The organism is Kitasatospora sp. NPDC057015, assembly GCF_042673745.1.
In the GTDB taxonomy this organism is placed as follows: domain Bacteria; phylum Actinomycetota; class Actinomycetes; order Streptomycetales; family Streptomycetaceae; genus Kitasatospora.
Map to the genome: position 1 here is coordinate 47,663 of NZ_JBHUSG010000026.1, position 20,675 is coordinate 68,337.

Annotated in this window: 14 protein-coding genes; 2 read left to right on the forward strand and 12 right to left on the reverse strand. The window is 76.0% G+C overall.

Annotated features, from left to right (window positions below):
• The first annotated feature begins 116 nt into the window (after window positions 1–116).
• Window positions 117–266 (forward strand): helix-turn-helix domain-containing protein, encoded by a 150-nt coding sequence (locus tag ACFTWP_RS23330; protein WP_380266667.1) that lies wholly within the window; start codon window positions 117–119, stop codon window positions 264–266.
• Between the two features lie 69 nt (window positions 267–335).
• Here the strand turns inward: ACFTWP_RS23330 and ACFTWP_RS23335 are convergent, their stop codons facing one another.
• Together ACFTWP_RS23335 and ACFTWP_RS23340 are read right to left on the reverse strand one after the other, a co-directional pair.
• The gene (locus ACFTWP_RS23335) at window positions 336–2,036 is read right to left on the reverse strand and encodes a DUF885 domain-containing protein (protein ID WP_380266611.1); all 1,701 of its coding nucleotides are present in this window, start codon (window positions 2,034–2,036) and stop codon (window positions 336–338) included.
• Between the two features lie 198 nt (window positions 2,037–2,234).
• Window positions 2,235–3,536: an amidohydrolase gene (locus ACFTWP_RS23340; protein ID WP_380266613.1), complete on the reverse strand. Its 1,302-nt coding sequence runs from the start codon at window positions 3,534–3,536 to the stop codon at window positions 2,235–2,237.
• A 207-nt stretch (window positions 3,537–3,743) separates the two neighbouring features.
• Between ACFTWP_RS23340 and ACFTWP_RS23345 the strand changes: the two genes are divergently transcribed.
• Window positions 3,744–3,920 (forward strand): thiazolylpeptide-type bacteriocin, encoded by a 177-nt coding sequence (locus ACFTWP_RS23345; RefSeq protein ID WP_380266668.1) that lies wholly within the window; start codon window positions 3,744–3,746, stop codon window positions 3,918–3,920.
• A gap of 89 nt (window positions 3,921–4,009) precedes the next feature.
• Here ACFTWP_RS23345 and ACFTWP_RS23350 read toward each other — a convergent pair whose 3' ends face one another.
• The 10 genes from ACFTWP_RS23350 to ACFTWP_RS23395 form a co-directional block, all read right to left on the reverse strand.
• A complete protein-coding gene (locus ACFTWP_RS23350) occupies window positions 4,010–5,923 on the reverse strand; it encodes a TOMM precursor leader peptide-binding protein (protein ID WP_380266614.1) in 1,914 nt (637 codons plus the stop codon).
• On the reverse strand, window positions 5,920–6,672 hold the full coding sequence (locus ACFTWP_RS23355; RefSeq protein WP_380266615.1) for an ABC transporter permease: 753 nt from the start codon (window positions 6,670–6,672) through the stop codon (window positions 5,920–5,922). The genes ACFTWP_RS23350 and ACFTWP_RS23355 overlap by 4 nt, the downstream gene beginning before the upstream one ends.
• Complete coding sequence (locus tag ACFTWP_RS23360; protein WP_380266616.1) at window positions 6,669–7,607, reverse strand: ABC transporter ATP-binding protein; 939 nt, start codon at window positions 7,605–7,607, stop codon at window positions 6,669–6,671. Before ACFTWP_RS23360 ends, ACFTWP_RS23355 begins: the two co-directional genes overlap by 4 nt.
• 68 nt (window positions 7,608–7,675) lie before the next feature.
• Window positions 7,676–8,920 (reverse strand): peptidase M50, encoded by a 1,245-nt coding sequence (locus tag ACFTWP_RS23365; protein ID WP_380266617.1) that lies wholly within the window; start codon window positions 8,918–8,920, stop codon window positions 7,676–7,678.
• Window positions 8,917–9,930 (reverse strand): lantibiotic dehydratase C-terminal domain-containing protein, encoded by a 1,014-nt coding sequence (locus ACFTWP_RS23370; protein ID WP_380266669.1) that lies wholly within the window; start codon window positions 9,928–9,930, stop codon window positions 8,917–8,919. Before ACFTWP_RS23370 ends, ACFTWP_RS23365 begins: the two co-directional genes overlap by 4 nt.
• 76 nt (window positions 9,931–10,006) lie before the next feature.
• Entirely contained in the window at window positions 10,007–12,901 is a 2,895-nt protein-coding gene (locus tag ACFTWP_RS23375) for a lantibiotic dehydratase (RefSeq protein ID WP_380266618.1), read from the reverse strand.
• Window positions 12,902–12,917: 16 nt separating this feature from the next.
• A complete protein-coding gene (locus tag ACFTWP_RS23380; RefSeq protein WP_380266619.1) occupies window positions 12,918–14,558 on the reverse strand; it encodes a nitroreductase family protein in 1,641 nt (546 codons plus the stop codon).
• Between the two features lie 119 nt (window positions 14,559–14,677).
• Window positions 14,678–16,720, reverse strand: coding sequence for a TOMM precursor leader peptide-binding protein (locus ACFTWP_RS23385; RefSeq protein WP_380266620.1), 2,043 nt, complete (start codon window positions 16,718–16,720; stop codon window positions 14,678–14,680).
• Window positions 16,710–19,106 carry a TOMM precursor leader peptide-binding protein gene (locus tag ACFTWP_RS23390; protein ID WP_380266621.1) on the reverse strand — a complete coding sequence of 799 codons (2,397 nt, stop codon included), beginning with the start codon at window positions 19,104–19,106 and terminating at the stop codon, window positions 16,710–16,712. Before ACFTWP_RS23390 ends, ACFTWP_RS23385 begins: the two co-directional genes overlap by 11 nt.
• 6 nt (window positions 19,107–19,112) lie before the next feature.
• Window positions 19,113–20,417, reverse strand: a complete 1,305-nt coding sequence (locus ACFTWP_RS23395) for a BTAD domain-containing putative transcriptional regulator (protein ID WP_380266622.1) — start codon at window positions 20,415–20,417, stop codon at window positions 19,113–19,115.
• Window positions 20,418–20,675: the final 258 nt, after the last annotated feature.

Below are 20,675 nucleotides of genomic sequence, written 5' to 3' on the forward strand. Positions count from 1 at the left end.
GACCGGCGGACAGATCCGCACCAGCGGCAGCAGGATCCGGGCGGCCCCGACCGGAACGACGTCCCGGCCGCGCTCGATGCCGCGCACGACGGCCCGCGCCGCCTCTGGCGGTCCGGCTGGACGTCGTCGCCCGGCTGATCCGGCGGACCGGCCTGCCGCTCGTCGAGATCGCGGCGGCTGCGGGCTTCGCCGACCACCCGCACCTCACCCGCCGCTTCCGCGAGCGTTTCGGCCGTGCCCCACGGGAGTTCCGGGCCGAACGGTGACGCCGAGGGGCGGGCCGGCCGCCGTCCGCGGCCGGCTCACCCCTCCGAGCACCCGATCCCCGAACCCGCCTACAGCGCCGCCAGGTTGCCGGTCAGGTCGTCCAGGCCGAGCGAGCCCTGGGAGAGTGCCTTCATGTGCCAGGCCTTCAGGTCGAAGTCGGCGCCGAGGCGCGCCCGGGCCGCCTCCCGGCCCCGCAGCCAGGCGCGTTCGCCGAGCTTGTAGCCGATCGCCTGGCCCGGCCAGCCCAGGTACCGGTTGATCTCGCTGGTCCGGGTGGGCTCCGGGCTGCCGTTGTACGTGGCCATGAACTCGGTGGCCAGGTCCGGGGTCCACGTCTCGCCGGGGTGGAAGCCGGAGCCGGCCGGGACGGGGAGGCGCAGGTGCATGCCGATGTCGATGACGACCCGGATGGTGCGCAGCATCTGCTCGTCCAGGAAGCCCAGCCGGTGGGCCGGTTCGGCGAAGAAGCCGAGGTCGTCCATCAGGCGCTCGGAGTAGAGGGCCCAGCCCTCCAGGTTGGCGCTGACCTTGCCGAGCGTCACCTGGTAGGTGGAGAGCCGGTCGGCGACGTGGTTCCACTGGGCGAGCTGGAGGTGGTGGCCGGGCACCCCCTCGTGGTACCAGGTGCTGACCAGCTGCCAGGTGGGGAAGGTGTCGCGGCCGAGCGTCGGCAGGTAGGTGCGGCCCGGGCGGCTGAAGTCGAGGCTGGGGGCGGAGTAGTAGGCGGCGGCCGAGCTGCCGGGCGGCGCGATCCGGGACTCCACCCGGCGGACCGGCCCCCGGATGTCGAAGTGGGTGCCGTCGAGGGCCTCGATCGCGCCGTCCATGAGCTGCTGGAGCCAGTCGCGGACGGCCTCCTCGCCCTTGATCGCGTGTCCGTTCTCCTCCAGGTGGCGCATCGCCTCCAGCGGTCCGGTGCCCGGCAGGACGCGCTCGGCCTCCGCCGCCATCTCGCCGCGCAGCCGGTGGAACTCCTCCCAGGCCCAGTCGTAGGCCTCGGCCACGTCGAGGTCGGCGCCCGTCCCGAAGCGGACGGCCCGCAGGTAGCGCTCCTCGCCGACGGCGTCCGGGACTCCCGCGGCGGCCGGCAGGTAGGTGGCGCGGAGCCAGTCGCGGAACCCGGCCACGGCCGCGGTGGCCCGGCGGGCGGCGGAGTCCAGCTCCGGGCGCAGGCGCTCGGGGCCGCCCGCGGCGAAGCCGACGAACCAGCCGTCGCCTCCACCGCGGCCCGCCGCCTCGCCGGTCCAGGCGGTGAGCTGCTCGGCGACCACGGCGGCCTGGCGGGGCGCGGAGAGCAGCCCGCGGGAGATGCCCTCGGCGAGGGTGGCGCGGTAACCGTCCAGTGCGCCGGGCAGGTTGCGCAGCCGGCCGGCCACCGCCGCCCAGTCCTCCTCGCGGTCGGTGGGCATCAGGGTGAGGATCTCGCGGACCTGGTGGACGGGCGAGGCGACGTTGCGCAGCTGGCGGAGGTTGTCGCCGGCGTCCTGGACGGCCAGGGCGGCGGTGAGGCGCTCCCGCAGGAGCCGGGCGCAGACCTGCTCGGCCGGGTCCGGCGGGGTCGCGCCGGCGGCGGCCTCGGCCGCGTCCAGGTCGGCGAGGGCACGCCGGTTGAGCTCGGCCACGGCCTGGTAGCCCTCGGGGGAGAGGTCGGGCTGGCGTTGGTCCTCGGGGTGCAGTCCGAGCCAGGTGGAGACCATCGGGTCCAGGGCGGCGACCCGGGCCACGTGCTCGTCGGCGATCCGGCGGGGGGTGATCGTCTCATCTGCCATGCCGTCATCCTGACGCATCGTGACCTTCGGCGGGAGGGATTTGTCGGTGTTCACGTCAGGCGGCTCTCCGGTGCCGTGGGGCGCGGCGTCCGCCGGTCGTTCACCCGCCGTCGGCCGCCCGACCGGTGGCCGTTCAGCCACCGCCCGGCCCCGCCGCGTCCCCCCGTGGCGTCCGTCCGCCGCCGCTACCGGCAGCGTTCACCCCTCGTCGGCCGCGCCCGCCGGCGGCAGCAGCGCCGTCGCCGCCGTGACGAGGGCGGCGATCCCCGTGCGCAGGGTCAGGCCGAGATGCGGACGGAACTCCGGCGAGTGGTTGGGAGGCAGCGCCGCCAGCTTCTGCGCGGCGGTCGCCCCGGGGGCGGCCGCCCACTGCCCGGGGCCGACCATCCCGAGCATCCAGTACGCCGTCCGGATGTCCGGCACCCCGTGCAGGGCGGCGCCGGGCGCGCCGAACAGCGGGAAGTCGTCGGTGGCCATGGACGGCGGCCAGTCGGCCACCCGCTGCGGGCCGAACGCGCCGAGATGGGCCTCCCGTACGGTCGCCGTGAGCCGCGGGTCGGGCAGGTTGGCGCCCGAGCGGGAGGTGATCTCCACCGTCGGCTCGGTCGGGCAGCCCGAGGCCAGCGCCTCGGCCCGGACGATCCGCCGGACCGCGCCGACCACCCGGTCCAGCACCGGGTCCGAGAACGCCCGGACGGTCACGCCGAGCACCGCCCGGTCCGGCACGACGTTCGCCGGGCCGCCGGCCCGCAGCGAGCCCACGCTGACCACCACCTGCTCGGCGGGGCCGCACTCCTGGGAGACGACGCCCTGCAGCCGCAGCACCATCGCCGCCGCGGCCAGCAGCGGGTCGACCGCCAGGTGCGGGGCGGCGGCGTGCCCGCCGCGGCCGTGCACGACGACCTCCAGGGTGACGCTGGCGGCCGTCACCGGGCCGCCGGCGTGGGCCACCATGCCGGCCGGCAGCGGGACGGTGTGCTGGGCGAGCACCATGGAGGGCGGCTCGAAGCGGCGGTACAGGCCGTCCGCCAGCATCGCCCGCGCGCCGCGCAGGGTCTCCTCGGCCGGCTGGCCGACCACCAGCAGGGTGCCGCGCCAGCGGGAGGGATCCGCGGCCAGCGCGGCGGCGGCGCCGGCCAGGCAGGCCAGGTGGGCGTCGTGCCCGCAGGCGTGCATCACCGGCACGTCCTCGCCCTCGTCCGTCCGGGCCCGCGCGGTACTGGCGTAGGGCAGGCCGGTCCGCTCCAGGACGGGCAGGGCGTCCAGTTCGGCGCGGAGCATCAGCACCGGGCCGGGGCCGTTGCGCAGCGCGCCGGCCACCCCGTGACCGCCGATGCCGGTCTCGACCCGGTACCCGGCCGCGGTGAGCCGGGTCGCGAGCGCGGCGGCGGTCCGTTCCTCCTGGCCGGAGAGCTCGGGGTCGCGGTGCAGGCCGAGATAGAACTCGGCGGCGCGCGCGGTCCCGTCGTCGGGGCCGCCGTCCGGTGCTGGCGCGGTCATCGAATCGGGCTCCGGTTTCCGGACGGGCAGGCCGCCGGCCTGCGGTGTCAGTGAGGTGACAGCGGACGGCAGGCAGGTCTGCCAGTGCCGTCCCGTACAAAGGTCGGGTGGCGTCGCGGGCCCACCCCGCGGGTGCCCGTGCTCTGCCCTTCCCGGCCGGTGCGGCCGGGTTCCCCGCGCCCTGAAGGAGTCCCCGTGGCTGCGAACATGATCGCCGACACCAACCTCGCCTCCCTCGCCCAGGAGATCCTGAACCTGGAGTCGGAGACCTTCGAGATCAGCGACTACTCGGACGCCAGCGAGGTCATGCTCGGCTCGTCCACCAGCTGCTCCAGCACCAGCACCTGCTCCAGCACCACCAGCACCACCAGCTGCACCGCCTGACGCCTGCCGTCCGACCGCCGGCCCCCTCCGCACGGAGGGGGCCGGCGGCCGTCCCGGGCCCGCGGCGGCGGGGGCGGCCCGGACGGGGCTCACGGGAAGGGATGCGGCACCAGCCGCAGGTCCGCCTCGGTGAGGTCGTCCTCCCGCAGCCCGCCGCGCCGCAGCGCCGTCCGCAGCCGGGGCAGGCCCAGCGCGCGCTGGCGCGACCAGCCGAAGTCGATCGGCAGCAGCCCGGGGACGATCGTGCACACCGTGCTGAGCCCCAGCCGCCGCTGCTCCGGCGAGGTCTGGTCGACCACGATCACGTCGAAACCGGCCCGGACCAGCTCGTCCCGGCAGAACAGCAGGTCGTCCAGCAGGTCCCCGGTCCGCGGCCGGGCCTTCGCCCAGTCCTCGTACACCTCGTCCAACGACCGTACGGCCGGGGGCTCCAGGTAGCTGTCGGCGTGGTGGGCCATCTGCGGCAGGCCGAACAGCGCGGCGTGGTCCGGCAGTCGGCGCACCAGGTCGAAGTCCTCGGCCATCGCGGCGAGTTCGGCCGGCCGCTCGCGCACCTGCCCGGGCAGGTGCGGCAGGTAGGTGAGGATCTCGGAGACCGCGGACTCCACCGCCTGCCCGGGGTCGAACCCGGCGCCCGCGGCGAACGCCAGCGTTCCCGGCCCGCCGTCCCGGCGCACCGCCAGACCGGTGACCACCGGCACCGCGAGGTCCACCCGGTTGTCGAAGGCGTGCACCTCGTACCCCTGCAGCGACGCCCGGTCGACCATCGCCCGCAGCGCGCCGCCGCCGCACGAGTCGAGGTCGATCTCGGTCAGCCGGGCGCCGCCGTACCAGCCGAGCAGGAAGGAGTCGCGCTCGATCAGCTCCAGCAGTCCGAACAGGATCGCCTCCTCCAGGCAGCTGCCGATGGCGCAGCCGTTGGAGCACTCGAAGACGAAGTTGTCCGCGGCCAGGCCGGCGCTGTAGTAGCAGAGCCGGGCCGGCACCAGCACTGGGCGCCCGTCGCGCAGCGAGCACCCGCGCACCCAGGGGATCGGGCGGTCCGGGTCGAAGGGGCTCACCATCGGGTCGTCCCGGTACGTGCGCGGCGCGTAGAGGCCGCACTCGCGCGGGTCCAGCGCGTCGCCGGCCAGGTTGGCGTACGAGTCGAGGACCATCTCGGTGCTGCGCCGCCGGTGCGTGCCCGCGTACCGCTCCAGGCCCTCCAGGAAGGCCAGGTCGCGGCTGGCCCGGAACGAGTTGGCCTGTCCGCTCCAGGTCACGTCGGTCAGCCCGGCGTAGCCGCGCATGAAGACGCTGCCCGCCACCGGCGCCGTGGTGGGCGAGGTGACGTCCGGCCAGGTGCCCGCGCCGAGCACCCCGCAGACCGGGTTGGCCAGCGCCTCGGCGGGCAGCGCGTACGAGGAGGGCGAGCGCAGCCGGTAGCCGCCGGTGCCGGGCCTCGGGCGCGGGTGCAGCGGCAGCACCGGGCCCTCGCCGCTCTCCTCGCCGGCCCCCGCGCAGGCGGGGCAGAGCGGCTCCGCGAGCAGCGGGACGACCCGGACCTCCAGGGTCTCCAGGTCCAGCCGACCCACCCGGGGGAGGTCGGAGGGCGGCGCGTCCCGGTCCAGCAGCAGCCGGCACAGCGACCAGACGGCGTCCAGCGCGTACTCCGTCAGCCGCGGCCAACGGGCGTCCACCGCCGTGGTGGCGAGCCCGGTCTCCAGGGCCTCGCGCTCGGTCCGGCTGCGCAGTCGCTGCCAGCGCATCGCCAGGCAACTCCCGCACGCCGCGGGGGAGTCCGGCGCGCCGCCGACCGGCCCGACCAGCACGGCCGACGCGGTCAGGTGCACGGTGGCGGCGGCCCGCAGCAGCGCCGGGCCGGCCTGCCCGGGGCCCAGGACGTCCGTCCCGCCCAGGGCGGACACGGCCGGCGCGGGCAGGCCCGCGGCGTCCGCCCGGGCGGTCAGCGCGCGGGCCAACTGCTCCCGGGCGGCTTCCAGCGGCAGGGTGTCAGGGGTCATTTCCGGTTGCTCCAGCGGAAGGTCCGAGCGGCGAGCAGGGTGAAGAGGCCGGCGAAGACGGCCAGGGCCAGGCAGGCCGTCGCCGGGCCGAGCAGGCCGCCGCGCCCGGCGAGCGCGTCGGTCACTCCGTCGACGAACCAGCGCAGCGGCAGCACCCGGGAGAACACCTGCAGCCAGCCCGGCATCAGGTCGATGGGGTAGAACGCACCGGAGAGGAAGGCCATCGGCACCATCACGCAGTTGGCGATCGCGGCCACCGCCTCGGGGGTGTTCGCGAGGCCGCCGACCACCAGGCCGACGGCGACGAAGGCGGTCACCCCGAGCAGCAGCACCGGCAGTGCCAGCGGCCAGGAGGCGCTGAGGTGCAGGCCGAACACCGGCAGCAGCGCCACGCCGGTGAACAGGACGGCCTGCACCAGCCCGGTGCCCAGCGCGACCGCGTACCGGGAGGCGAGCACCGTGGGCAGCGGTGTCGGGGTCCGCCAGACGAGCCGCAGCAGGTCGTCGCGCCGCCAGTGCATCAGGGTGAACGCGACACCGAACAGCGCCGCGTTGCCGATGCCCCAGGCGAGCACGCCCGGTGCGATGTAGTTGATGTACGCCAGGTCGCCGTTGACCTTCTGGCCCCGGAACAGCAGTCCGAAGACGACCAGGAACAGCAGCGGGAAGGCGAAGGTGAAGAAGACCGACGTGCGGTCCCGGGCGTAGGCGAGCCAGGTGGCCCTGGTCATCGCTGCGTAGGCGCTCACGGGCGGTGCTCCGATCCGGTCAGTCGAAGGTAGGCGTCCTCCAGGGTCGCGGTGCGGGTGCGGACCGACTCCATGCCGACCAGCGCACCGACCGCGACCAGGACCCGGTTGGCGGCCCTGGTCTCGATCACGACCTCGCCGCCCTCGACGGTGACCCGGTCGACCCCGTCGAGGCCCTCCGCGTCCGCCACCGTGAGCCGGTCGGCGGGGACGAGCAGCCGGGCCGGGGCGGCCAGCGACCGCACCAGGCTGCCGGGGGTGTCGAGGGCCAGCACGCTGCCGCGCGCGACGATCGCCACCCGGTCGCAGAGCGCCTCGGCCTCGTCCAGGTGGTGGGTGGTGAGGACGACGGTGCGGCCCTCGCCGCGCAGCGACCGCAGGAGGGCCCAGAGCGAGCGCCGGGCCTGCGGGTCGAGCGCGGCGGTCGGCTCGTCCAGGAAGACCAGGTCGGGCCGGTGGATCAGCGCGGTGGCCAGGGCCAGGCGCTGGCGTTGACCGCCCGACAGGTCGTCGACCCTGGTCCGGGCCCGGTCGGCCAGGTCGACCTGCTCCAGGGCCCGCCCGGCGGCCCCGCGGTCGAGGCCGTACAGCGCGGCGACGGTCGCCAGGTGTTCGCCGGCCGTCAGCCGGGTGAAGAACGCCGAGGCCTGGGTCTGCACCCCGATCCGGCGCAGCAGCGCGGTGTCGCGCGGCCAGGGGCTCGCCCCGAGGACGGACACCGTGCCCTCGTCCGGCCGGCGCATCCCGACCATGATCTCCACCAGGGTGCTCTTGCCGGCGCCGTTGGGGCCGAGGATGCCGAAGAACTCCCCCTGCCCCACCGTCAGCGAGACCCCGTCGAGCGCCCGGACCTCCCCGTAGCGTTTGGCCACGCCGTCGAGCCTGACGGCGGGCCCGGGCGTTCCCGCGCCGGGCGTACTTCCGGCTGAACTCATGCTGTGCTCCCCATCGTCGTGCGTCAGGGCGGCCGGTGCGGCAGGTCCGCGAGCTTCGGGGCGGTCCGTCACGGCGTACCGCCGCGGGCCCGCCGGGCGGCCCTGGCGAGCATGCCCACCGCCCACAGCAGCAACGCCGCGCCGGCCAGCAGGGCGGGGGCGTAGTCCGCCAGGCCGGCCAGGCGGGCCGGCAGCAGGTGGTGGCAGAGCGGACCGGTGGCGATCAGCGCCGCCGCGGCCAGTGCCGCGCAGCCGAGCGCGTAGCCGCCGAGGACGAGCCGCAGCCGGACGGGATACCCGGCCCGGAGCAGACCCAGGGCCGCCCCGCCGTCGCGCCGCAGTGCCACCCGGGCCAGCAGTGCGACGAACGTGCGGCTGTCGGTCGCCAGTTGGACCTGGCCCAGGGCGTAGCCGAGGATCTTGTAGCCGTCCAGCGGGGGCAGCGGCAGCAGGTTCGCCAGCGCCATCACGGTGCCGAGCAGCAGCAGGCCGCCGAGGAACGGGCGGGCCTGGGCGTGCTCGGGCAGCAGCGCCCAGACCGGGTAGACCGGCAGCAGGAGGACGAGGTTCATCAGCACCCCCGCGCCCGCGGTGGCGATCTGCTCCCGGCGCCGCGGGAAGACCCGGACGTCCTCCATCTCGCAGTACAGGTACGTCACCAGCAGCCACCGGCGCAGCCCCATCTCGGTGGTCCGGCCGCCGAACGCCCGCCCGACCGCGCCGTGCGCCACCTCGTGCAGGGCCAGGCTCACCCAGAGCGTCGCGCCGACCGCCGCCAGCGCCACGGGCTGGTGGGTGAGGGCGGCCGTCTCGTCGACCAGCCGGCCGAGCCCCGCGGCGACGCCGGCGAGCAGCGCGGCCACCAGCACCAGCAGCGGCGCCAGGAAGCCGGGCCGGCGGGCGAATCCGGTGGCCCGGTGGATCCGGTCCAGCAGCTCCGGCGGGTCCGCGACCATGCGGACGCTGCCGCGCAGCAGCGTGGACCGGGGCGCCGGGGGCGGCTCGGCGGCCGGCGCCGGCGCGCCGTCCGCGAGCAGTCCGCGCCCGTACAGCAGCCGCAGCATCTGCTGCCACTGCTCGCCGCCCAGGCGCGCGCGGAAGTGCCGCGCGTACTCCTCGCCGATCTCGTCCAGCGACCGGGCGCCGTCGAGGCGGGTGATGATGAACTCCTCCTTCACCCCGACCTCCAGGCGCCTGCCGCTGCCCGGTTCCAGGAGCAGGTGGATGGTGGCGGTGCCGCGCCGCAGCGGGCGGCTGATCCGCACCCCGGGCCGGATCCGGGGTCTCAGCGCGAGCAGCTCCCGTTCGCTCACGGCGCCGCCGCCGCACTGGGCTCGCGCAGTGCGCGGCCGAGGACGTAGCTGAGGAAGGCCTCGTCCCGGACGGTCACCGACAGCCGGTTGTTGGTCATGTGCAGGTAGGGGGAGAGCAGCATCGGGAGCGACCCGGTCGGATCGCCGACCAGCAGGTCCCGGGTGCCGTCCCAGGAGCGGAACACCAGGTTGCCGCGCCGGGTGAGGTCCAGGACCCGTTCGCGCAGGTCCAGGCAGTGCTCGGCCCAGCCGCGCAGGACGGCCGGCAGCCGCTGCGGCGCGCCGTCGGCGACGGCCTCCCGGATCATCCGGAAGCGCTGCGGCAGGGTGGCGCCCATCGAGCCGTAGGCCCGGTCGTAGCCGTCCTGGGCGGTGTAGTTGGTGCCCGCGAACGCGCCGTTCCAGAAGGCGTGGTAGCGGTCGAGGAAGGCCAGCAGGGCGTCGTCCTCGCGCAGGAAGCAGCCGGACATCGTCATCATCAGCTGGGCGGCGAGCCCCAGGACCACCGTCCGCAGGTGCACGTTCATCGTCCGGGCGGCCTCGATCACCAGGTCGCTGGAGCGCTGGAAGTGCCACTCGGCCAGTTCGACGCCGGCCGGTCCGCCGTACTTGCCGTACTCCGGCTCGTACGGTTCGGCGCTGAAGGAGTTGTTCGGCCGCAGCCGCATCCGGCCGTCCTCGCCGAGCAGCCGCCCGCGCTCCTCCTCCGGGTACTCCAGCTCGAACAGGGTGTTGTACAGCTCCGCCAGGAAGCCGCCCTTGACCTCGTACAGGGCCGGTCGCCGGCGCAGGAAGGCGGCGATGGCCGCCTCGGCGCGCTCGCGGACGAGCGGGGCGGCGGCGGGCGAGGAGGGCCGCAGCCGCAGCCGCAGGTGCGGGCCCTCCAGCCAGTAGTTGATGAAGAAGTAGCCGGCGAGCAGGCCCTCCTCGGCGAGTTCCGCGGTGAGCGGGCGCACGCACTCCAGCAGCAGCGGGCGCGGGCTCGCGGCGTAGAAGACGTGGAAGGCCAGCCAGTCGCCCGGGGCCGCCGCGGGCCCGGGTCGCGCGCCCGGGCCGGTCGTCGGGGTGCCGGCGGGTACGTCGGTGTCAGTCAAGGCCCTGCGCTCCCTGCTGCTCTGGCGCGGCGGCGGGCGCTGCGCGGGGGACGGTCTCTACGGCCAGCTCGGCGACGTGCCGGCCCTGCGGGGAGCGCACGTGCAGGGCGTCCTCGCCGGGCAGCATCTCCTCGAAGACGACCCGGCCCGCGCCCGCGGCGAGCAGGCCGTCCAGTGCCATCAGTGACAGCGGGCCGGCGAAGTCGACGTACTGGGGCTTGGACGAGCCCTGCCAGCCGCCGGCCGCGCCGTCGGCGGGCCGGGCGTGCACCCGGGCGAAGACCTGCTCGGGCAGCGCGTGCCGGCGCCGCCAGCGCTGCCAGTCCAGGTAGCGTTCGGGCTCGCCGGCCCCGGGCCGCGGCTCGGGCAGCGCGCCGGGCTCGGCCGTCCAGGAGCGCCGGTGCAGGACGAGGCTGCCGTGGCGCAGACGCGGCCGGTGGCTGACACCGTCCGTCGCCGGGCCGGCCGGCACTCCGCGCCAGACCTCGGGGGTGACCCGCGAGGTGGGGGACAACAGCAGCAGGGTCCGGGGGATCTCCGGCAGCACCATCGGGACGAGGTAGCCCAGGTAGAGCGGGACGACCTCGCGGCCGAGCCGTCGTGAGCGCAGGAGCAGCCGGTCCGCCACCGGGTCGTGCTCCACGGAGAGGTCGTCGAGGCTGATCCGGGCGGACTCGGGCGCGGTGCTGGTCTCACCGGGGCAGACGATCTCGTAGTCGGTCAGCCGGGCGTGGAGGTTGAGGTTGGTGGTGGCCGCGCCGGCGGTGACCTCGGCGAAGACGGCGCCGGGCGGGAGCAGGCCGCGCAGCGTCTCCCGGAGCCCGCCGGACAGGCCGGTCGCCGCCGCTGCCCGCACCGCGCCCGCCGCGCCGTCGGGGTGGTCGGGCCCGCCGTCCCCGTCCTGGTCGAAGCAGTGGGTGAAGCGGGTGAAGGGGAAGCAGAGGCCGCCGTACGAGTTGTTGAGGACGAGCAGCGGGTCGGTGTCCCGGCGGGCCAGTTGCAGGAAGTGACTGTACGGCTCGAACCCCCGTGGGAGCGGAGCCAGTTCGGCGGCGACGGCGCGCACCGCGGCGGCGTCCAGTTCGAGCTCCTCGGCGCCCGGGGGCCGGGCGTCCCACAGGGTGTTCATCCGGCGGGTGAGTTCGGCCCGGGCCCGGTCCAGCGCGGTGATCTCCGGCATCCCCAGCCAGTTCTCCTCCGGCGGGTGGGCCTCGCCCGGGCCGGCGGCCGGCCGGGCCGAGGTGAACTGCAGGTACTGGTGGAAGATGTCCTCGTGGAAGTCGTGGACCAGCTTGAGGAGGTCCTCGCAGCGCCCGCCCCGGCCGTACCGGACCAGGAAGAACCCCTTGAGGGTCAGCCGTTGGGCCAGCGCCACGTCGAAGACCGGCAGGATCCCGGTCAGCGACTCCAGGGGGTCGGCCGCCAGCCTCGCCCATTCGGCGGCGTCCGCCTCGACCGGCGGGCCGGTCACGTCCTCGTAGAGCAGGGTCTGCGGGAGCGAGGGCGCCGCCGCTCCCAACTCGCTCTGGACGGCGAGCAGATCGCGGCGCAGGGCGGCGAGCAGGGCGCGCCGGGTGGCGGCGTCGGCCGCCGGGTAGCGGGCCAGGTGCTCGGCGGGGCCGTCCAGCCGGTCGGCGATCGCGGCGGCCCACGGGCGGTCCAAGCCCCGCAGCCCGGCCTGGAACGAGCGCAGCGGGTCGTGGCTGTGCACATCGGTTGCCAGCCAGGGCAGTTGGAGGATGCCGAGGTCCAGCAGCGCGGTCAGGTAGTGCTCGGACTCCGCCGGCTCGGCGCCGGTCCGCGCGGACAGCAGATCGGCGAGCTCCCGGTACCGGATCAGCGGCCTGCTGCGCAGCAGCTCCAGCAGCTGTTCCAGGGCGCCGCTGAGCCGCAGGAAGAACAGGCGGTCCTGGGCGGCGTCGAAGCTGACCGCGGCGCTGTCGTCGCCGGCCGTCACCGAGCGGCGGACGTAGCGGACGCGGTCCTCGTCCAGTGCCCAGCCGGAGGCCAGGGTGACCGGCAGGTCGGGGCGGCGCCGCGGGTCGGCGGCGATCAGCTCGGCCAGTCGGCTCAGGGCGACCACGTTGAGCCGGACGTGGCCGGTCGGCTCACCGCCGAGCCACAGGTCGGCGCCGCTCGGCGAGTCCCCGGCCGCAGCGGGCCGCGGGCCGTCCGCGACCGGCCCGCCGGCCGGTTCGGGCGGACCCGCTACCGGCGGACTCTCCGGGGCGGGCCGGAAGGTGCCCGGGGCCACGGTCGTGAGGGTGCTGAACGGGCTGGTCTTGCAGGCGGTGCGGTAGAGGTAGGAGAGCAGCGAGCGCTCCATCCGTCGGCTGCGCTTGTCGGCGCCGGCGGCGGGGCTCGCGATGAAGGCGTCCAGTCTGCCCTCCAGGGTCGGCGAGGCCAGCAGCAGGCCGAGCCGGAGTACCGGGAGCCGGGCGAGGCGGCGCAACTCGGCCCGGCTGCGGGTGAGTTCGTCCTGGAGGACGGCTCCCCCCAGGGCGTGCAGGTCGGTCAGTCGGTGCCGTGCGCCGAGCCAGTCGGTGAGCAGTTCCCCGGTGGGGGCGTCCACCCGCGCCGCCAGGTCCAGGACGTCGGAGAGGTCGCCGGGGGGCCGGTTGTTGAACACCTCCCGGCGGACGGCCAGTACCCGGCGGCGCAGCCGCTCGTCGGGGGCGGCCCGGACGAGGGCGGCCAGCGGCTCGCTCAGCCGGGCGCCGAGGCCGGCCAGGTGTTCCTCCTCGGCCAGCAGCCGGTCCGCCCACCGGTGGGTGGCCGGGCCGCGCAGGCCGTGCACGGCCTCGACCGGGAGGCCCGCCGCGCGCAGCATGAAGCGGGGGCTCAGGGTGGCCCGGCGCGGGCCGTCCACCGCTGTTCGCTCGTTCACCCGTTCCTCCACCGGCTCAGGCGATCGCATGGCTGAAGTCGGCCGGCTGCGGCCGCTCGTGGCCGATCATCATGATCAGTAAGGGGGTCTCGCCCGGGCCGTCGAGCCCGAGCTCCTCGGCGTAGGAGACGCAGTCGAAGCCGAGTGCGACGCCGCAGGCGAGGCCGAGCGCGGCCGAGGCGGTGTAGACCGCCTGCGAGATCGCGCCGACCGCGGCGTTGACCAGCCGCAGCCCGCGGTCCCCGACGGCGTCCAGCACGGCCGCGGTGGGCACGGCCGGCACGATCACGGCGCCGGCCTGCTCCAGGTTGTAGTTGGACAGGAAGTAGTTGCTCTGCAGGAACGCGCCCGGCGGGCCGGGCTTCAACGGCCGCAGCGAGCCGCTCGGGGCGTCGTACCCGTAGGTTCCGGCGGGGACGCCCTCCACCCGGTTGACGAAGACGTACAGCCCGGCCAGCGGCGGTCCGCCGCTCGGCCGCGGATCGGGTCCGTCGCCGCCGAGGTCGGCGCCGGCCGCGGCGGCGGCCAGGGTCGCCGCGAGGTCCTCCGCGGCGACGGGCCGGGTGCCGGTGAAGCGGCCGAAGCTGCTGCGGCGGGCCCGCAGCGCCTCGCGCACGCCGAGCGCGAGCGGCCGGGCGGGCGGGAGCGGCAGCGGTGCACCGGTGGTCGGGAGGGCCGGGCGCTCCAGGGCTCCGGCGAGTGCGGCGGGGGTCGGGCGGTCGGTCGCGCGCTCCAGGGTGGCCGCGTGGATGCGCCGGACGGTCTCGAAGCCGAACACCCGCCGGGACCGTTCGCGGTCGGTGAGCCGTACCCGGGCGGGCACCGGACTCCCCGAGGGGGCGGCTGCCGGCACGGCGTCCGGTCCGGCGGTCGGCGGCGGGGCGTCGAGCCGGGACTGCCAGCGGAGCGGGACGACGGCGAACACGCCCTCCTCCTCGGGGGAGAACCCCAGCAGGCGTCCGATCCGGGCCTCGTCGAACCAGAGGAGGGGGCCGATCCGCAGGCCCCGGGCGCGCGCCCACAGCCGCCAGGTGCCCAGCAGGGCGCCGATGTCCATCGCCACCACGTGGTAGGAGAAGCTGTTGTACTTGAAGGCGTTCTGCCAGAACTTCACGCCGAGCACCAGGAACTGGTCGCTCTCGGCGGCCACGCCCGGCCGCTCGCCGAGGGCGGCGCGGATCTCGGGGGTGAGGTCGCCGGTGAGCAGCCGCTGCATGGAGTGGTGCGGTGTGGCGTAGTGGTAGATCCCGGGGGTGAGCGGGCCGCTCGGCCCCGCCACCCAGTGGATGCCGATCGGGTAGAGCCCGCCGCCGGACGCGGTGCCGCGCGACCAGTTGGCGTGGGTGTAGTGCGGCAGTGTGCCGAGGTCCGAGTTGGCGTGCACGGCCAGCCGGCGGCCGGTCAGCCCGTAGGAGTCCTGGAGCATCCCGCCGAGCAGGGAGAGGGTGAACCCGCCGTCCGCGGCGGGCCCGAAGAGGCCCTGCTCGACGGTCGCGGTGGGCGGCGCGTCGCTGTCGGGCAGCGGGAAGTCCTCGGCCTGCGGGAAGAACTTGCCCTTGCGCGGGCGGTCGGCCCAGTCGGGCACGAAGTCCGCCGGTTCCATGGGGACTCGGCCCCGCTGCATCACCGCGTTCGCGTAACCGTGGGCGTATCCCATGGCGGTCCTCTCGGGGTCGGGTCCGGAAGGGTCGTGCTCGGGGCCTGGGCCCCGCGCACCGGTCGGGTGCCGGGCCGGTGCGGGCCGGGCGCCCGGGGCGGGGCCGGTCGGCGGCGGGGTCATGGGAACGGGTGCGGCGCCGGGTTGAGCTCGTCCGTCCGCAGGTCCCGGGAGCGCAGCCCGGCCTTCCGCGGCGCCGTGCGCAACCGGGGCATGGTCAGGGCGCGTTGGCGGCTGCGGCCGAAGTCGATCGGCAGCAGGCCCGGCACCAGGACGCTCGCCGTGCACAGGCCGAGGTCCTGTTGTTCGGGCATGGTCTGGTCGACCACGACGACGTCGAACCCGGCGGCGGCCACCGCCTCGACGCAGGCGGAGAGATCCGCCCGCAGGTCGCCGCCGGGCCGGATCATCGGGAGCCCCGACGGGCCGGCGGCGCGCAGGCTGTCGATCCCGGCCGGGCTCCGTCGACCGGCCCCGGGCGCGAGCAGGAAGTCGGCGTACTGCGCCATCTGCGGCATCCCGTACACCAGCGGATGGTCGTGCAGGACCTGGATCCGGTCGAAGTCCTCGGCCATCGCCCGCAGTCGGGGCTCCTCGCGGGCGGTGCGCCGGCGCAGGTTGACGGCGTCGGTGGCGATCTCGCACAGGCCCGCCCAGAGCGCCGCCTCGGGATCGAGGCTCGCGCCCGCGCCGAAGCAGAGCCGGCCGAGACCGCCGTCGATCCGTTCGGCGACCGCGGTGACCACCGGGACGGGGAGGGTGATCCGGGTGTCGAAGAACCGGGCCCGGTAGCCGTACATCTCCAACCGGTCGACCATGGCGAGGATCTCGGGCCGGGCGGCGGTCCGAGGGTCGAGCTCGGGCAGCTCCAGCCGGCCGTACCAGGCCAGCAGGAAGGCGTCGCGCTCGACGGCCTCCATCAGCCCGAAGTAGACGGCCTCCTCCAGGCAGCCGCCGGAGGCGCAGCCATTGGAGCTCTCCTGGACGAACCGGTTCGCCAGCCCGCCGGGTGCGTGGTAGTAGGTGAGGATCTCCGGTACCAGCAGCGGGCGCCGGTCGCGCAGCGAGTACCCCCACACCCACGGGATCGGACGGTCCGGGGCGAACGGTCGCACGCCCGGTTCGCCGTGGTGGAACTCCGGCGGGTAGAGGCCGCAGGTGCGCGGGTCGAGGGCCTGGTCGCCCAGGTCGTCGAAGGCGGCGACCACGGTGGTGCGCCTGCCGCGGGCCCGCATCCCGGCGAACCGCTCCAGGCCCTCCAGCAGGCCGACCCGGGTGCTGGCCCGGTAACCGGCGGTGTGGCCGCCCCAGAAGCACTCGCGCAGGTAGTCGCCGGAGCGCATGGTGAAGCAGCCGACCGTGGCCGAGGTCGAGGCCGACACCAGGTCGGGGACGACCGAGGGCCCGAGCATCCCGGCGACCGGGTTGACGAACGCCTCCAGCGGCAGCTCGTACGCGTCGGCGTCGCGCACCCGGAACACGTCCGGCGCGGGCTTCGGCCGGCTCCGCAGCTCGATCCGGGCACCCTCGGCGGTGTCGTCGGTCCGCCGGTCGCAGCGCGGGCACTCGGCGTCGGGCACCAGCGGGAACCCGCTGACCCGCAGCGTCTCCAGGTCCAGCAGGTCGACCGCGGGGAAGCGCCCGCCCGACCGGCCGGCCGGTGGCCGCTCGCGGCGGGCGGCGACCAGCGCCGCGATGGCGTCGGCGACGAAGGGCAGCGCCCACGGCGGGTTGCCCGCGCCCCGAGTCTCACCGCCCAGCTCCAACGCCTCCCGCAGCGGGCCGGAGCGGACGGCCTGCCAGCGTCGGGCCAGGCAGAGCGGACAGGGCGCCGCCGCCGCGCCGCTCGCCGGGGCGGCGCCGGCCGGGGCGTCCGGGGTGTACGGGGCGTCCGGGGCGTCCGGGGTGTAGGGGCCGATGATCGCGTGGTGCCCGTACAGGTACACCGGGGTGGCCGTCCCGTCCGGGGGCGTGGTCACGGCCAGCTCGTCCCTGGTACCGAGGACGCAGACCTGAAGGCGCAGTTCGGGCGCCAGCCGGGTCAGGGCCTCGGTGAGGCCGGCCGCCAGGGCCTCGCAGAGCTCGGCCCACGGGCCGGTGTACCCCGTCCGCGCGAGCGGCCCCGCCGGGGCGGCCGGGCGGACGAGCAGGTCACCGGGCACCGGTCGGCCCGTCCGTGAGCAGCACCCGGGCGACGGTGATGCCGCCCGCCCGCAGGTCGGCGGCGGCCACCGGCGCGACCAGGGCGTCCCGGCCCCGGGTCCGGAGCCGGTCGAGCACCTGGGGCAGGGTCAGCGCCGTGGCCGGGTCGGTCGGCGCGCCGGTGCCCAGCGGCAGCGCGCCGGCGGCCAGTTCGCGGACCAGCGGGTCGCCGGTGTCGGGCTGCCCGGCCGCCGTGTTCCGGCCGAGCTGGACCGTGCCGAGCAGGTCGCGGGCCGCCTCCAGGGCCGCGCCGCGCAGCCGCAGGCCGGCGGCGACGGCCCAGTCGGTGTGGCCGGTCCCCGGATCGACGGCGCGGGCCAGCGCCACCGGGAGCACCTGGCCGTCGCCGGCGCCGAGTTCGAGGAGTTCGAGCTCCAGCCCGAGGTTCTTCGCGGACCGGGCGAGGAAGACGAGTTCGGCGTCGTCCTGGAACGCGTCCAACCCGATCCGGGCCGCCGGTGCGCCGCGCAGAGTCCGGCGCAGGGCGTCGTGCGCCAGCGCGGAGAGCAGTCCGCGCGCGGTCGCCCCGGCCGGTGAGCCGGCCGCGCCCGTCCCGGCGCCGGTCGACTCGAAGGCCCGGTCGCGGTTGTACGGGCCGAAGGTGCGCAGCGCGGCGGCGGGCACCAGGGCCGGCCCGCCGCCGACCAGCGAGCGGGCGGGGGCCCAGAGCGGGACGTCCTCGGTGCCGGCGCCGGTGCCGGCACCGATGGCCAACTCCCGCGGCCCGACCAGGGGGGACCCTGCGGCCCGGGCGGCCGCGGCCCCCAGCAGCCCGGTCGGGGGCACGACGTGCTCGGCGTAGACCTCCGCCGCCCGGTACAGCGCGCGCAGCCGGGCACCCGCGACGTGGTGCACGTCGAAGGCGGAGATCTCGCGGCGGGCGCCGTGGCCGAGGGAGAGGCCCACCGTGCCGACCTTCAGCGGCGTCTGCTCCCAGCCGTCGTCGGCGTAGGCGGTGAAGACGCCGGCGTTCGGCCGGAGCAGGACGGCGCGGCTGTCGAGCTCGGCGAGCGCGGCCTGGGCGGCGGCCTCCTCGGCGGCGCCGTCGGCGGGCAGCGGTCCGCTCTCCGGGTCGGCCCCGGGAGCGGTCAGGTCGGCGAAGGCCTCGGCGGCGGTGAGCGTTTCCGTGCCGAGCGCGGCGGTGCTGAGCGTTTCCGTGCCGCGCGCGTCGGTGTCCCGGGTGCCGGCCGCCGCTGCGCTGCGGGCGCCCTCGGCGGCGGCGACCGCGGTGTCGCCGCAGCGCGGACAGCGCGGGTGGGGGAGCAGCGGCTCGGCGACCACGTCGAGGGAGTCGAGGTCCTGGATGATCAGCCGGCCGTCGGTCTCGGCGGGCAGCGCCCCGGTGGTGAGGCGGAACACCTCGTAGCCGAGCAGGTTGCCGATCATCGCGGCGAGCGGTCGCCCGATCCGCGGGCCGCCGGGGCTCAGCGGTGCGAGCGGGCCGACCGCGCTCCAGAGGTCCGCGGCGGCGCCCGGGTCGGTGTTCGCGCCCAGCCGCAGGGCCGCGCACGTCCAGCACCCGGTGGTGTCCGCCGACATCAGCGGACCGATGACGGCCCGCTCGCCGATGGTCCAGGCCCCGAGCAGCCGGCGGCCGGCGGGAATCCCGGCCGCGAGCAGGCGGGCGAGGTGGCCGGTCCGGTCCGGTCCGCCGGTGACGACCACCAGGTCGTAGCCGTCCAGGTCGGCCCAGCCGAGCTCGGCCGGGCCGACCCGGTCGGGGCCCTGCGGGTCCGGTCCGGCCGGGCCCTCGGCGCGGCCCAGCCGGGTGATCGAGACCGGGCAGCCGGCCGCGGTGAGGGCGGCCGCCTCCTCCTCGACCTCGCCGAACCCGTTGCCGGGCCGGTCCACCCCGGCCGCGACGCCGATCTCCGCGCAGCCGTTGCGGACCAGGCTGAGCACGCACCAGCGCGCGATCGGATCGTCGCCCAGCACCGCCACCCGGGTCTCCCGGAACCGCTGGAACCGGCTCGCGGCCTCGCCCACGTAGTGGTCGACGTAGTCGATCTGCGCGGCGAACCGGGAGGCGACCTCGGGGGCCGGGCCCGGCGAGCCGGCCGGCACGGCCGGGCCGGCGTCCCGGGCGAAGTCGCGCTTGTAGAGGGCCCGGACGAGTTCGACGACCATGCTCCGCTGGGTGTCACCCAGCCCCTGGCAGATCTCGGCCACGCTGTTGCGGCCGTTCAGGTGCGGCACGATCAGCGAGGCGAAGCGGTACGCCTGCTTCGTGGTGAGGCTGAAACCGCCGTGTGCGTTGTGGAACAGCACGCCGGTCGGCGTTCGGCTGAAGAGCACGTCACGGCGGATCCGTGGACGGGTGTCGGTGATCTCCTCGTACGCGGCCATGGGCCCTCACACCTCTGTCGGACGCAGCGGAGCGGCAGGCTGCCGCGGGGATTCGGTCGGCTCCGGGGCGCCGGCGGGGCGCTCCACGGAATGCTCTGCGGAGTGGTCTGAGCGGTTGGGGTGCTCCGAGTGGTCGGAGCGTTCGGTGCGATGGCCGGGCGGGCGCTCGGCGCGGTGGGGCGGTGGGGCGGGCCGGCGGCCGAGGGTGGCCGCCCGGGTGAAGGTCCGCAGGAGTTCGTGCATCCGGTACCGGCCCTGCGGCCACTCCTCCAGCAGCCCGGCCCGCACCAGGCTGGCCAGCACCAGCTCCCCGCTGGCGGGGGCGCACATCCCGGGGCCGGCTCCCCGGTCGGCGCCGCGCTGGTCGAGCTGGTCGACGCCGTCGAGTCGGTCGAGCTGGTCCGGGAGGCCGGGAGCCTCGGCCGGCTCCGGCCGTCGCGGGTGTGCGGCGGGGCCGAGGAGGGTGAACGCGCCGGGGTCGGCGGACCGGTCGGGGAGGCGGCCGGCCGGCCAGGGTTCGCCGCTCAGCACGATCCCTTCGAGGTGCCGCAGGGCGGGTCCGGGGCCGACCCCGAGTTCGGCCCGCAGGTGCTCCTCGACCCTGCGGTACTCGGCGAGGGCCTCCGCCCGGCGCCCGGTGCGGTGGAGCGCCTCGACCAGCTGCTCCCAGAAGCGCTCGTGCAGCGGGTGGGAGTGGGCCACCGGCCGGAGCTCGGCCAGCGCCTCGCGACATCGCCCCAGCGCGAGTTGGATCTCGAAGATCCGCTCGGTGGTGCGCACCCACTCCTCGGTCAGTCGCGGGACCTCGTCGAGGTGCAGCACGTCGGAGTGCACGTTGCCGAGCACCGGCAGCTGCCAGAGGGCGAGGGCCGAGCGGAGCAGGTCGAGTTCGGCGCCGGGATCGGTCAGCGCGGCGGCCCGGGCGAGCAGCGCGCGGAACTGCAGCAGGTCGAGGGTCCCGGTGTCGGCGGCCATCCGGTAGCCGCCGGGCACCGCCTCGATGGTGTTGCCGGAGATGCCGTACTTGCCGAACAGCCGGCGCAGTCGCAGGACGCAGGTCTGCAGGGCGGCCTTCGCGGTCGCGGGCGTCTCCTCGCCCCAGATCACCCGCTGTAACGACTCGACCGACACGACGGTGTTGGGGCGGACCAGCAGTGCCGCCAGCAGGGCGGCGGGTTTGGAGGGCTGCAGTACCGCGACCTCACGGCTGTCCGCGATGGCCAGCAGCCCGAGGACGGTGAAGCGGGTCGGTCTCTCCCCGTCGGGTACCGGGTCGCCACCGTGTGCTGGTCTCTTCTCGCTGTCGCCCACGGGTCCCCCCACCACGTTGCGTGTGCGCTGCAGAGATACGGGTCCGGTCCATGGTCGGACCGCACCGTCGAGCGAGGGCGAGGCACTGTTTTGACTGAACGGTGCCAACCCCGGGGCCCGAAGTTACGGTGTGACGCTCGGTCAAGTCAACGATGCATTTGGCGATTTGAGCGAACATTGAGGAAAGGGTTGTCTCGCCCCGGCGGCTGCCGACCGCCCCGGGGGGAGCGGTCCGCCGCCGCTGCGGTCGAGGGTGAA